This window comes from Williamwhitmania taraxaci, from assembly GCF_900096565.1.
GTDB classification, from domain to species: domain Bacteria; phylum Bacteroidota; class Bacteroidia; order Bacteroidales; family Williamwhitmaniaceae; genus Williamwhitmania; species Williamwhitmania taraxaci.
Genome location: NZ_FMYP01000018.1, coordinates 18653 through 32174, shown reverse-complemented (window position 1 = coordinate 32174; position 13522 = coordinate 18653). Strand labels below are relative to the sequence as shown.

Sequence of the window (13522 nt, the reverse complement as noted above, 5' to 3'; positions counted from 1 at the left end):
CAAAGCTGAATGGTTGTTTGTTATCGTCAAAAACGAAAAGTAGAAAATGTCGAAGTAGAAGGAACTTACTGAAAAGCAGGTTCCTTTTTTTATTTCTATGTAAGGAATAGTAGTCCGGGGGCGACTATTACTCGGACGACTAGTAGTCGCACTCGGACTGTGAGCATATTCTAAAACAGCTCCAGCTGCTGAGGCCCAGGTTGCACCTCTATAGGCTTTGCCGAAAAGAAAACATCCATGCTACCAAACTGCTTGTCGGTAATACAGAGAATCCCAACGTAGCCATCGCTGGGCAACGAGAGCTTTACGCGCCGAATATGCACATCGGCATTCTCGCGGCTAGGACAGCAGCGGGTATATATCGAGAACTGAAACATGGAGAATCCATCCTGCAGCAAATCCTTCCGAAACAGTGCCGCATGACTGCGCTGCTTCTTTGTTTCGGTTGGCAAATCGAATAGCACCAATACCCACATAACCCTATACTCAGAAAATCGGTTACTACTACTCAAAGCTAGGGTAGAGAATACGGCGGCTTGTTCCCGCATAGCAGGCGGCCAGCGATGCAGTGGTGCGCTGCATGCCAACCATTAACGGGCTGCTCTTCTCCTCTATTATTACATCAATGGTAGGTATCACAAGCAATTGCGCCTTTAGCTCTTTGGTTAGCTCCGTATAATCGACTCCCGATTTTACTATGCCTAGCACTACCCTATCCACGAATGGACGGTAAGGCTCCATAATATCGTCGGCAAGGCAAAAAGCGTTGTAGCGGTTGGCGTGGTGTATACCCAGCGTGGGGAGTAAACCCGATGTAACAAGGCTGCGAGCTACTACAGCGCGAAGCACCGCATAACCGTAGTTTAGCAAATTATTGGGTTCATCATCATATCGCCCCCGAACAAACTGCTCCACATCGGTAACCGAAAAGAGCGTTTTCCAGTAAAAGGCAGCTGCCCTTCCTTCTAAATTATTGGGGTCGCCACTCTTTACGCTTCGTATCCAGTGATTCATAGGCTCAGTGTCGTAGCCTTGTTGGTCGAGCAACCACTTCTGGTTGGTGATTTTGGCAACTATGGTTTGCTGCCACAGCTGCTTTTTTAGCGGCTGCGAAGCCTCCAGCTGGGTATCGAACCTCTCTTGCTGCAAAATATTGCTCTCGAGCGGCATAAGCAATCCATGGGGCATATGCTTGGCGTTGCAGGTTATTACTGCCACATTGTTCTCAAGAAGTGCCTCCAGTAATGGTTGAGTAATGGTAATTTGAGGAGAATCAAGTATAACAACTCCGGCATCTTCAACCGATGCATTAGCAGTTCTTCGGCCCTGATCGGGATCGGTAATCTCGGCAACCAGCTGCTTGTTGTGCAAGCTTAGCTTGGTTGGGTTTCCAAAGTAAAGGGTTCGCTTAATCATATGGCATTATGGTTAGTAGTAGATCAATGCACAGTCCGAGCGCGACTAATACTCATCCGCATACTAGTCGCACCCGGACTTTAAATTGTTAAACCAAACTCTGCTATTCGTTCCCTGCTTATTAACCTCCCGTGCCTTTCTCCTACTACATCTAAATACGAAGAGAACTCCCATTCATCAATACTTTTAACCAAACCATCCTTTACCGGATTACGCAGAATATAGTTGTAGCACAGGTTTGGGTATTGCAATTCCGGAGGTGTATTATTAATGCTGGTAACTCCATCAAAAAAAAACCATGCTCGCGTTAATTCATCATTTCGCGTAAGGCAAATGGCTTTGGTTTCCTGTCGAAAAAGAGAACCACTCCAACCATTTTGCTTGTTAATAGCACGCGTATAGGAGGCCAGCATAATGCCTATAGATTGCTGTAAGGTTACATTAGCAGTCCGGGCGCGACTAATACTCGTCCGCATACTAGTCGCACTCGGACTAGCATTTTCCGGAAGGCTAATATGGTTTACATGCACCATAAGGTGGAAGTGGTTGGGCATAAGGCACCATGCCAGCACATCGGCATAGGGTGTAATGTGCTTACTTATCTTTTCGAGGAAGAAAAGGTAGTTCTCCCGCGTAAAGAATACCCGCTGGCGATTGTTGCCTTGATTGTAGATATGGTATAGGTGCCCTACTTCAAATTCCATAGCTTTACTTAATTTTAGTGACGGGGTGACTTAAAGCCAATATACAGTCCGAGCGCGACTAATACTCATCCGCATACTAGTCGCACCCGGACTTTAGGCCTAATGCTTTATAGCATCTACAATGCGGCCAAGCCTATCAACCTTTAATTTGCAACAAATCTCTTTAATCGATTTCTTGTAGATAAGCTCCGATTCGACTTTATTAAGTTGAGTAAACTCAACTTTATCAACAATTGATTGTGCTACATTTAAAGGTATCGCATAAAGTCGATTCCCCGTAAAACTAACCACCTTATAAACTCTAGTTACCTGCTCTTTAGTTAGATTATTAAAGTTTACAGCATTTGCATTCTCCTGCTCTTCCGTAGTTGGCACGTAAACCAAATCGTTGGGTGAAAGATAGAACAGCAATGAATTGCCAAGGGCATTTGTTTCGGGGACCGGATAGAGACCCTGCTTTTGTCGCTCTACAACAACATTTAAAGGAATGGATTGGTAGCTGCGCTTACCCTCGCTGTTAACATAAATGGCAAAGTAGAGGTTAGTTCCTTTAGCCGCCTCCACAAATTTCGCACCCTTATTCCCAGAATGGCCCACAACAAACTTATTTCCAATAGGCTCAAAGGTTCGCACCTTGTATATTGGTTGATGGTTTACTCCATTGTTTAGTGCTTTAATATTCCTATTCATGGCTTCGAGTCCATCCGATGAAAACGCAAGATCGGGCTGTTCCACAATTTTTCCATTTACCTCTTGGCTGTATTTCTGTAAATGGCTTAGCATTATGCGTTGAATGCCTGTATCTGTTATACACCTAATCATTGATGAATTAAACTTCTCATCAACAGCAACGCGCGATGCAGCATTTTCGCGCTCGAAGTAGTAAACCTCCACCCTCGATATGTTCCGTCCGCACCATTGGTTATCGTTATCCTTAAAGAACTTGACAATATGCTTCTTGTCATAAGGAATAGAAAGCAGTTCCTTAACCTTAGCCTTGAGCGATTTATCTACAATCATTTCGGGTGTATCGAGTGCCGACGAAAGCTGCATCTCCTTTTTAAATCGTAGAGCAACCAGCCCCGATACAGTTTCCTTGTGCATAGGTTTGCGAATAGCCCAGCTATCGCCTTTAGTTTGCCTTACCGTTACCTTTTGCTTATGGCCATGCTCATCTACTTCCCACTTTTGGTAGTGGTTTACCGTTTTATTTATAACCCTAAGGTTTTGCTTAAAGCTTACAACGGTGCAAAGAAGAGCCTCTCTGGCATCCTGTGTAAAAGTATCCCACGGCTTTTTAAATACCCATTGATAGCCAGTGCCACCATCACTGTTGCTCTTTTTAAAGCAAAGAGCCCCCCTTAGTTCATGCCGCACCGCCTCCTTGCTTTTTGCCGCATTGGAGTTGTTCATGTAGTTTATATGGTTGCGTGTAGCGCAGGCTATAACCAAGGCATCGAGCGCATGATGCCTATGGTCGATACGTTTTTTGTTAAATCCTTTTTGCAACTCCAACGGAACCTGTGGCAGGAAGTGGTTATTGCGCATGGCTCCAAAGCTGGAACTGTTAGTTATCTGGTTCATTCGCTCAAAGCGAGGTGCAATAATTTCGTTCCAGATATCACCCAAGCCCCAATCCTGCTTTAGCGTGCTGGTAATCGACCCGTTGTTTGAAATCACCTGCTTTGAGGTAGCCTCTTGCTCGCCCTCTTCCCTCACAATGTTCGATAGAAGTCCCTTAACCATCTTGCTTATGTAGCGGCTATCGTTAAGCTGGCGTGCAATAAAATCGTCAGGAATATCCTCCATTAGGAGTTTTTTTAGTTTACCCCTATTTTTCGCAAAGTTGCGCTTTACGTTATCCTCATAGGCCGAAAGAGTAAAAAGAGTTACCTCTTTGCCAAAGCTCAACTCGACTTTCTTGCCCGAATTATTTTTAATATACTCGTAAGCAGTGGCCCTATCCTTATCTTTATTCACCTCGGCCTCGCAAATTACCTTGTTAGATAGGGAATCGTCGAAGTAGCGCGATTGTGGTATTACGTGCTCAATTTCGTAGGCCGAAGTAAATAGTTTTGCCAGCGGAATCATCTGCCCTGTATATGGCGAACAATATTTCTGGTCGAGCCATAGCTTATAGCGAATAAGTTCAGAGGTTGATGGTAAGCTCAATTTTGAAATCTTAAGAATATCATCCGGGATGTCAGTTTCAGCACTCATCACACCCTCTTCATATATCTTCAGAATCTCTTGTTGGCTTGGTGAGTATGGTCGAACTTCGGCAATACTACCATCGTTGAGCATCTCGGCTAGCAGAGACTTTATGCGAAGGTTAGTGTTTTCATTTTCACTGATCTTCTCGGTCATACTCTTGCGCTTATCGGCAGGATTCTTCATTTCGCGCCCCAGCTCAATGTGAATTTCGCTGAAGTAGTTCTCGATACCCTTACCGTAATGCGCCCAAATATCTTTTACCACCCTTAAGGTTTCAGTAATTACCTGCTCCACTATGGGGTTGCGAAGCGAATGCTGCTTAAACTCCTCTCGTAGAAAATATTCAATATCGGCAGGTGTTTTCCAGTAGCGAATATCGCCCGATTCAGAATGGCGGTTGTACACAACATAGCACGCAAGCCATAGTGGAAGATTTTGAAAATCGTCAACCCTCACTAAGTTAATGGCTTTCTCCCGCACCCTGTCTTTTATTTTTGCATCATACTCTCCTGTTTGAAGCTTATCTATCCGTGCTAGCACATCGCTAGAAATTGCACTACTATCCCAATATTTACCTCTGCGCATGAGTGCCAGCAGCTTCTTAATTGCTTTAGCCGAATAGGCTCCATACTCCTTTTTGAATGGTGGCAACTTTTTAAAACAATCGACAAAATCGTTTCCTAAGCCATTTTTAGTGGCAAATGTGCCGAGCGCTTTCACGATATCATGCTTATCGTCTACCGAGTATAAGATGTGCCACAACGCCTCCTCTCTCTCTTTTGAAAGAAAATCATCCGGGACATTTAATACTTTAGCCAAACGAGATGCAATAAGCGTTCGCGTTTCGTTGCACGGATATTGCTTATCCTCCACGTAATTCCAGCGATACTTATCGGCATCCTTTTTGAACCCAAATGCAGGATATTTTAAAAAGGTCTTTTGTTCAATCTCCTTATGTTCGTTTAACCACTCAAACAAGGCTATCCAATCCGCCTCTGTTTTAAGCAGCTCGTGGGTAATATTAACATCTGTTTCAATCTTACCGTTTACGGCACGTTCACGAGCATATATCTTTAAATTTTGAAGAAATTGCCAAAGTCTGAACTCCTGAAATAGCGGATGCGACTTGGCAATACACTTAATAGGTTCGTTAATAATCTCTCCAGTTTTCTGATCGGCATAGGTTCTAAACTCATAGGGACAGTTGCTTATCAGCGATTTCTTGCTTTTCAACGGTCGTTGGTAAAAGATAATATCATTTAGGAAAAGATGGACAAATTCTTTTGCACCAATGCTGTTACGGTGGGCATCGTTATTTTCGTATAACTCTTCGAGGCAGGCTGAATATAAATCACGGCTTTGCAGCTCAGAATGAAACTCCAGTTGCTTTCGAAGAATAGCCTCTAACTCTTGTTTATAAAACTTGCGCTCTATGGTTCGCACCAGCTTGCCCTTAATTTTCTGCTGAGGATTAAGCAGCAAGGTGTCGTAAATATAGGCTCCCACCGTTTTGTGGCTATGCTCCACATCGGCTTCAGTTTTCTTCTTTACCAGCGTCCAATCTCCTTCAAGAGGTGCACGGAATGAACGTTTCTCATTACCATCCCTATCTTTTTTAATCGCTCCATTTTCATCAAGGTCAGTAGAAACAATAAAATCCTTAGTTTTTCCAACCCAATCGAGCTGTGCTTTGCTTGTTCGGCGATACACCCATCCATTTTCGAGCACAACACTATACCATTTTTCCCCCTTAGTTTTTGAAACCTCGCCTTCAGCAACATCCACAACATTAAGCGAGTAATATTCAACCATCTTCTGCTTATCGTCCTCCTGCTCTTCGCCTCGAAGCTGGTAGTATCCACGCTTTTGATTAAAGTTCAATAGGATCCAAGCCAACTCCTCCTTGGTTATTTCTGAGGTCAGCGCCTTTTTGCGCAAGTAGTATATGGTCCAATCCTGGGGTATTAAACGTCCATCGGTAAGTAGCTGTGGCTGATGCTCCTTAAAATCGGCAACCATTTCGGCAAACGAATCTGGAAACACAAATTCCATTTTAGCAGTTTCAACATTACGTCGGTAAGCAATCATTGGCTCCTGCTCCTCCACAAATTGTCCAAATCGCTTCTCAAAATCAATGCACTTAGCGTAGTGATCCGGTAAAAAACCCAGCACATTTAACACCCGATGCAGCCTTTCGCGTCGCAACAAATGCCTTTCACGTAAGCGACGTACACCTCTAAAAAAAGTTCTTTCAGCAGTTTGAGACACAGAATTCCCCTTGTCAAAATCACCGAGTATATCTTGGCTCATGGGAATAATACGGCTTCCTAATCCTAATATTTCACTTTTACATTCATCTTGACTAACTAAGGCCCAACCAATAGAGTTGGTTCCCAAATCCAATCCTAAAATTCTTTTCATAATATTTTGTATTTTGATATATATCGTTTAATATTGCATTACAATCTGAAGCAATTCACAATAAGGATTATTCCGTTGTGAAAACATTTAAGGCGGCGCAAGTCGCCTTTGTTGTTTTTATGCACTATCTATCCCCATTTCACACGCAATTTCTAAATCGCTTATTTAAACTTCAGCCAACTTCCCTATTCCATCATTTATTGCAATTGGCTATCTCAAAGTTTAATATATTTATTTAAAAAGCCAAAACAATCTTGACATTTCTATTACACAAATGAGAATTTGTAGCAAATCATGCTGCATTCAACATCATTCTTTCATAGCATTTACTCCTCAAAAAGCCACAAACACAAACATCTCACTACCAAGCAATATCGCACCACTTCAAATATTTGAAAAAACCACGTGTGGTTTTAAGGCAAACCACATGTGTCTCGAAGCAAAACCACCTGTGGTTTTGAGGCAAACCACGTGTGCCTCGGGGTAAAACGACGCGTGGTTTTGGCGCACTATGAATCAGTTACATACAAAAGCCCCTTGCTTGGCGGCAAGGGGCTGGAATTTGCTACTGAAAGCGTAGCGGGGTTAAACCTTCTTAAAACCGGCATCGTTCATTGCAGAAAGAATGCGCGCACCAGGACGGTAGTTTACGCTCACACTCTTTATTGAATTTGCATCAACATCCTCGGCCTTCTCTTCGCCTTGGCTGCTTATGGCAGGATACAATGAACCTAACTTCTCTAGGCGAACAATACGGCCTTCGGAGAGCTTAGTCTGGATTACGTTTTCCAGTGCGAGAATTACTGCCCGAACGTCGGGCTCGCTTAGGGAACAAAACTTTTCAATTTCCTTGGAGAGATCGTCTACGGTAACCTCGTCGCCGAAAACAACTTGGGCATAACACTTCTTTACTCCACCGCCGATAACACCGGGCTGCCCTTTTTCTGTAACTTTATACTTTATTCCACTCACCTAAATAGTAGTTTAAATAGTTAATAAAGCAAATATCGTCACTAATAATAGCCTAAATATACAACAGAAAAGAACGGTTGTCAAGAGGCAAAGCAGGAAATCTTAGCAGCTAAATAGTATTCGTTGACGATACATCTTCACTACAAACAGAGCATCAACCTGCGAAATATCGACAAATAGGAAGAAAGAGCAATTTGTATTAACAACCTAGCAGTCAAGACACCAGCTTCTACCATTTAGAATTCGTTTCGGATATATGGCTTATAAATATTGGGCAACTGCATACCAGAGTTTTATTGCCTATTCGTTGCCAAACAACTAAAACGATCCCAACGTGGTGTAGCCATTGTTTCTTGCTTCTACACATACGGTTATTCGTTCTTCTGTTCGATTTATGCTACATTTGTTGAAAGATTCATTCTACAGGGATTATTGAAGGCATGGGTCGAAAAAACCGATTATATAGAACCGGAAACGTTCATTCTACTTATTTACTATCTTCATCCTTACACTATGCCCTACTGTAAACATTGCAACGAATATATTATCTCCAGCATCGACTACCACGAGTGTCCGAATGAAGAGCGCGTGACGAAGAATAGCCCCGATTCCATTATAGTTTCAACGATCATTGGAGCCGCTACCGATTCGGCCCTATTAGGCGGATTACTCGGGGGAAGCATGGTTGGGGGAATACTGGGCGATGCGCTGGATGGAGATCTCTTCGATTAGCCCGGAAATAATCGCACCTAATAAAAGGCTCATGCATTACCAATGTTATGTGCTATATTTGGTTAATAGTTCTTCATAAAACCTAAAACAAAACCACTCCCTATGCGACACACAATTGCAATTCTTGCTTGCGCTTTGCTGTGCATCTCCTTTAATGCTTGCGATAATGGTATATCCAAGCAAACGCTACCCGATGGGAGTTTAGAGATTATCGAGGGGTCACTAGTAAAAGGGGTAAAAAAGATTTACTCGCGCGATGGAGCGCTATTGTCCAATATCGAGATTAAGGATAGCATGCCAAACGGAATGTGCGTATACTACTACTCCAACGGAAAAGCAAAATCGAGCGTAGTTGCTCGTATGGGTAAAAAGGATGGCGTGGAGACTGAATACTACATCACGGGCGAGAAATCGAAAGAGGTATCCTTTCATATGGGCAAACGTAATGGAAAATACCGCCAGTACTACCGCAGTGGAAAGCTTAAATCGGATCAAACCTATGCCATGAGCAAGGGGCTTGGAGATTTAAAAGAGTATGCCGAGGATGGTTCCATTATCCCATTGGCACAAATGGAAGTAGCCGTAGCAAATGGGATAAAGAGTGTAGGGAAATACGACATTACCGTTAATATGAACCCCGTAATAAACACCTATCGGCTATATGCGAAGTATCCAATTGTTTCCGACACCCAGCCCTACAAGAAAATAAGGGTGATCAACGGCAAAGGATCCATCGAGATATACAGAAGCCAGCTAACCTCCAAGCGCGAAGTGGAGATCGTGGTATTTTATAAAACCAAGTTCGATAACGAATATAAGGTGTCACGCATAGTTACGTTGTAGTAGGCAAAACCAGTGGTATGTTGTGCTCATCAGTATGAATTCACAACAAAAAAGCTCGGATTGCTCCGAGCTTTTGGTATTCTATGGAATGGTTCCTATCCGTAAATTTCGCGTTTAGCAGCCATGAGGGTATTCTTCATGAGCGATACAATGGTCATGGGGCCAACACCACCGGGAACGGGCGTAATAAAGCTGCATTTGGGGGCCACCTCATCGAACTTTACATCGCCTACCAGCTTCCAACCATTCTTAGTCTTATTGGAGGCCACACGGGTTATACCCACATCGATAACGGTTGCACCCTCCTTAACCATATCGGCAGTAAGAAACTCAGGTTTACCTAAGGCAGCAACAATAATATCGGCCTCGAGGCATACCTCTTTCATGTTTTGTGTGCGGCTATGGCAAATTGTAACGGTGCAATCGCCGGGAGTTCCCTTATGCGAAAGCAGGTTAGCCATAGGGCGTCCCACAATGTTGCTGCGGCCAATCACCACGCAGCGTTTGCCCGCGGTGGGTATACTATAGCGGCGTAGCAGCTCCATTATGCCATCGGGTGTAGCCGAGATGTAGGCAGGAAGCCCAATCACCATTCGACCCACGTTGATGGGATGAAATCCATCCACATCCTTCTTCGGATTGATGGCTTCTATTATCTTTTGCTCGTTGATATGCTTTGGAAGCGGCATTTGAACGATGAGGCCATCGATATCATCATCATCGTTTACCTTTATGATCTCGGCAAGCAGGTCGGCCTCCGAAATGGTATCCTCAAATCGAAGCAAGGTAGACTTAAACCCAACTTGTGCACAGGATTTCTCCTTGTGCCCCACATAGGTCTCGCTTGCGCCATCGTGGCCCACCAAAATAGCGCATAGGTGAGGAATTTTCCCTCCGGCAACCCGAATGGATTCCACCTCAAGCGCAATCTCTTGCTTCACCGCATCGGCAATCTTCTTTCCGTCGATAAGTTCCATGTATCGTTATTTAAAGGATTACTGACGTGGCATATTCCCCATCATACGGGCAATATTCTTTCCGCCACCGGTCATCATCTTCATCATCTTACGTGTTTCTTCAAACTGCTTAAGCAGCTTATTCACTTCAGGTATAGTTGTTCCACTCCCTGAAGCAATGCGCTTGCGACGGCTACCATTCAGCAACTCCGGATTTTCGCGCTCGGCTGGGGTCATGGAGTAAATGATGGCCTCAATGCTCTTGAAGGCATCATCATCAATATCGACATTCTTGAGCATCTTGTTCATGCCCGGAATCATCCCGGCCAAGTCCTTCAGGTTACCCATCTTCTTAATTTGGGAGATCTGGGAAAGGAAGTCGTTGAAGTTGAACTGATTCTTGGCAATCTTCTTGTGCAGCTTACGAGCCTCTTCTGTATCGAACTGCTCCTGTGCGCGCTCAACCAGCGAAACAATATCGCCCATTCCGAGGATACGATCGGCCATACGCTCGGGGTGGAACACATCAAGTGACTCCATCTTCTCCCCGGCACTAACAAACTTTATAGGCTTGTCGACAATGGAACGGATGGAAAGTGCAGCACCACCGCGGGTATCACCATCGAGTTTGGTGAGTACCACCCCGCTAAAGTCGAGCCTGTCGTTGAACTCCTTGGCGGTATTCACGGCATCCTGACCCGTCATAGAGTCCACCACAAAGAGAATTTCCTGTGGTTTAATGGCATCCTTAATCTTGGTAACCTCTTTCATCATGGCCTCATCCACGGCCAAACGACCAGCGGTATCCACAATAACTACGTTGTAGCCCTTGCTCTTGGCATGGGCCACAGCTGCTTTGGCAATGGCAATAGGGTCGGTACTTCCCTCTTCGAAGAATACAGGAACACCAATACTGGCACCAAGCACCTTAAGCTGCTCAACAGCCGCAGGACGGTAAACGTCGCAGGCAACGAGCAGGGGCTGACGACCCTTTTTTGATTTTAAATGGTTGGCTAACTTACCCGAGAAGGTAGTCTTACCGGAACCTTGCAAACCAGCCACTAAGATAACCGAAGGAGTTCCCTTTAGATCGATATCGGTCATTGTGCCGCCCATGAGCTTGGCCAGCTCATCGTGCACAATTTTAATCATCATTTGTCCCGGCTTAACAGCATTAAGCACGTTTGCCCCGAGGGCCAACTTCTTCACCTCATCGGTAAAATTTTTGGCTATCTTGTAGTTAACGTCGGCGTCGAGAAGTGCCTTGCGGACCTCTTTTAGCGTTTCGGCAACGTTAATCTCAGTAATTTTACCTTCACCTTTTAATAGCTTAAACGACCGTTCCAGCTTTTCGGATAAGTTCTCAAACATATGCTATCGTCTCTTAAGATTGGGATACAAATTTAACAAAAAACCATTCTAGTCCATACTGTTTGCTACATACGTTCCGGAACATCAATGCCCAACAGAGCCATTGCCGAAGCAATAACCGTGGATACTTGCGTAGAGAGTACGAGCCTAAAGCTGCGAACCTCCTGATTTTCCTCTTTAAGTATGGTCAAGTCGTGGTAGAATTGGTTGAACTCCTTGGCCAGCTCGAAGCAATAGTTAGCAATGAGGGCAGGACTAAGATCGGCTGCGGCAGCCTGAATGGTGGCAGGAAACTCATCAACCAACTTTACTAGGGAAATCTCTTTATCGGCGAGTTGATACTGTGGCTTTTCAGCAAGCGTCGCGCTAAAGCCAAGATCTTGTGCCTTCCGAAGCACCGATTTGATACGGGCGTAAGTATATTGAATAAATGGGCCAGTATTCCCATTAAAATCGATGGATTCCTTAGGATCGAAGGTCATCGTTTTTCGAGGATCTACCTTCAGGATAAAGTATTTAAGGGCACCCAAGCCAACTAAGCGAGACACCTGAACGGCTTCCTCTTCGCTGCGCCCTTCGAGCTTGCCCAGCTCCTGCGACATGGCCCGAGCGGTTGCAATCATCTCCTCCACCAGCTCGTCGGCATCGACTACTGTTCCCTCGCGCGATTTCATCTTACCCTCAGGCAGCTCAACCATCCCATAGGAGAGGTGAAACAGGTGCTTAGCCCACTGATGACCTAACTTCTCGAGCACCAGTTTAAGCACTTGAAAGTGATAGTTTTGCTCATTACCAACCACATAAATATGATCATCGAGCTTCTCGTCGGAGAACCGCTGAACGGCAGTTCCAATATCCTGAGTCATATAAACGGAGGTTCCATCGGCCCTAAGAAGCAACTTCTCGTCTAGCCCATCGGCAGTGAGATCAATCCAGATGGAACCATCCTCGCGCTTGTAGAAGACACCCTTTTCGAGCCCCTCCATAACAATTGCTTTACCCAGCAGGTAGGTTTGTGATTCGTAGTAGGTTTTATCGAAGCTGATGCCAAGATCGGTATATGTTTTTGCAAATCCTTCATACACCCAACCATTCATGGTTGTCCAAAGATCAATGGTTGCCTTATCGCCCTTCTCCCAATTGCGGAGCATTGCTTGCGCTTCCACCATAATGGGTGCGTTTTTCTCGGCATCCTCTTTACTGATCTCATGAGCGATGAGCCCTTGGATTTCGGCTTTATATGCTTTATCGAAGGCCACATAGTAATCGCCCACCAAGTGGTCGCCTTTTTTTCCGCTGCTGATGGGGGTCTCTCCGTTGCCGAATCGCTTCCATGCAACCATCGACTTACAGATGTGAATACCCCTATCGTTTACCAAATTTACTTGCACAACCTTGTGTCCTGCCATTTTAAGCAAGCGAGAAACGGAGGCTCCCAGCAAGTTATTTCGCACGTGGCCCAAGTGAAGAGGTTTGTTGGTATTGGGGGAAGAATACTCTACCATTTCCGTTTTACCGGAATCGGGTCCCTGACCAAAATTCGGCTGCAATGCAATTTCGCGCATACGCTCCAGCCAAAAGGAACTCGACATGGAGATATTTAAAAAACCTTTAACAACATTATAGCTGCTAACTTCAGGGTTAGTCGCACTTAAGTATTCGCCAAGGGCTTCGGCAGTTTGCTCCGGTCCTTTCTTCGATATTTTAAGCAATGGAAAGGCCACAAGTGTAATATCTCCACTAAACTCCTTTCTAGTTTTCTGCAGCTGCACCAAGCCCTCATTTACATCAACACCATATAGAGCCTTAATCGCCTCAGTAACCTTTTCGAAGAAGTATGTTTCCAAATTCATTGTAATAATCCTATTTCAGTAAAAACTATACAAACGCCTC

The 13522-nt window shown here is 44.5% G+C and carries 10 protein-coding genes; 2 read left to right on the top strand and 8 right to left on the bottom strand.

Features of this window, described 5'->3' with window-relative positions; translation table 11 throughout:
- Positions 1 to 170: 170 nt before the first annotated feature.
- The 5 genes from cas2 to BLS65_RS06550 all read right to left on the bottom strand — a co-directional run bounded on the left by cas2 (position 171) and on the right by BLS65_RS06550 (position 7727).
- Positions 171 to 548 carry a CRISPR-associated endonuclease Cas2 gene (gene cas2, locus BLS65_RS06570; protein WP_212590508.1) on the bottom strand — a complete coding sequence of 126 codons (378 nt, stop codon included), beginning with the start codon at positions 546 to 548 and terminating at the stop codon, positions 171 to 173.
- On the bottom strand, positions 505 to 1416 hold the full coding sequence (gene cas1, locus BLS65_RS06565) for a type II CRISPR-associated endonuclease Cas1 (protein ID WP_092437173.1): 912 nt from the start codon (positions 1414 to 1416) through the stop codon (positions 505 to 507). Before cas1 ends, cas2 begins: the two co-directional genes overlap by 44 nt.
- A gap of 80 nt (positions 1417 to 1496) precedes the next feature.
- Complete coding sequence (locus BLS65_RS06560) at positions 1497 to 2120, bottom strand: transposase (RefSeq protein WP_092437171.1); 624 nt, start codon at positions 2118 to 2120, stop codon at positions 1497 to 1499.
- A 99-nt stretch (positions 2121 to 2219) separates the two neighbouring features.
- Entirely contained in the window at positions 2220 to 6755 is a 4536-nt protein-coding gene (gene cas9 / locus BLS65_RS06555) for a type II CRISPR RNA-guided endonuclease Cas9 (RefSeq protein ID WP_092437168.1), read from the bottom strand.
- Positions 6756 to 7340: 585 nt separating this feature from the next.
- The gene (locus BLS65_RS06550) at positions 7341 to 7727 is read right to left on the bottom strand and encodes an HU family DNA-binding protein (RefSeq protein ID WP_212590507.1); all 387 of its coding nucleotides are present in this window, start codon (positions 7725 to 7727) and stop codon (positions 7341 to 7343) included.
- A gap of 513 nt (positions 7728 to 8240) precedes the next feature.
- Here BLS65_RS06550 and BLS65_RS17950 point away from each other — a divergent pair.
- Together BLS65_RS17950 and BLS65_RS06540 are read left to right on the top strand one after the other, a co-directional pair.
- Positions 8241 to 8459, top strand: a complete 219-nt coding sequence (locus BLS65_RS17950) for a hypothetical protein (RefSeq protein WP_125869792.1) — start codon at positions 8241 to 8243, stop codon at positions 8457 to 8459.
- A 102-nt stretch (positions 8460 to 8561) separates the two neighbouring features.
- On the top strand, positions 8562 to 9302 hold the full coding sequence (locus BLS65_RS06540) for a toxin-antitoxin system YwqK family antitoxin (protein ID WP_092437164.1): 741 nt from the start codon (positions 8562 to 8564) through the stop codon (positions 9300 to 9302).
- A 95-nt stretch (positions 9303 to 9397) separates the two neighbouring features.
- Here the strand turns inward: BLS65_RS06540 and folD are convergent, their stop codons facing one another.
- From folD to argS, 3 genes are all read right to left on the bottom strand, one after another.
- Positions 9398 to 10279: a bifunctional methylenetetrahydrofolate dehydrogenase/methenyltetrahydrofolate cyclohydrolase FolD gene (folD, locus tag BLS65_RS06535; RefSeq protein WP_092437162.1), complete on the bottom strand. Its 882-nt coding sequence runs from the start codon at positions 10277 to 10279 to the stop codon at positions 9398 to 9400.
- Positions 10280 to 10297: 18 nt separating this feature from the next.
- Positions 10298 to 11629: a signal recognition particle protein gene (ffh, locus tag BLS65_RS06530; protein ID WP_092437160.1), complete on the bottom strand. Its 1332-nt coding sequence runs from the start codon at positions 11627 to 11629 to the stop codon at positions 10298 to 10300.
- Between the two features lie 65 nt (positions 11630 to 11694).
- The gene (gene argS / locus BLS65_RS06525) at positions 11695 to 13482 is read right to left on the bottom strand and encodes an arginine--tRNA ligase (protein ID WP_092437158.1); all 1788 of its coding nucleotides are present in this window, start codon (positions 13480 to 13482) and stop codon (positions 11695 to 11697) included.
- Positions 13483 to 13522: the final 40 nt, after the last annotated feature.

Excerpts from the sequence above, each read along its gene's own strand:
- cas1 (WP_092437173.1), bottom strand. The coding sequence starts at position 1,416 with ATGATTAAGCGAACCCTTTACTTTGGAAACCCAACCAAGCTAAGCTTG.
- BLS65_RS06560 (WP_092437171.1), bottom strand. The coding sequence starts at position 2,120 with ATGGAATTTGAAGTAGGGCACCTATACCATATCTACAATCAAGGCAAC.
- cas9 (WP_092437168.1), bottom strand. The coding sequence starts at position 6,755 with ATGAAAAGAATTTTAGGATTGGATTTGGGAACCAACTCTATTGGTTGG.
- ffh (WP_092437160.1), bottom strand. The coding sequence starts at position 11,629 with ATGTTTGAGAACTTATCCGAAAAGCTGGAACGGTCGTTTAAGCTATTA.
- BLS65_RS06540 (WP_092437164.1), top strand. The coding sequence starts at position 8,562 with ATGCGACACACAATTGCAATTCTTGCTTGCGCTTTGCTGTGCATCTCC.
- cas2 (WP_212590508.1), bottom strand. The coding sequence starts at position 548 with ATGCGGGAACAAGCCGCCGTATTCTCTACCCTAGCTTTGAGTAGTAGT.
- folD (WP_092437162.1), bottom strand. The coding sequence starts at position 10,279 with ATGGAACTTATCGACGGAAAGAAGATTGCCGATGCGGTGAAGCAAGAG.
- argS (WP_092437158.1), bottom strand. The coding sequence starts at position 13,482 with ATGAATTTGGAAACATACTTCTTCGAAAAGGTTACTGAGGCGATTAAG.
- BLS65_RS17950 (WP_125869792.1), top strand. The coding sequence starts at position 8,241 with ATGCCCTACTGTAAACATTGCAACGAATATATTATCTCCAGCATCGAC.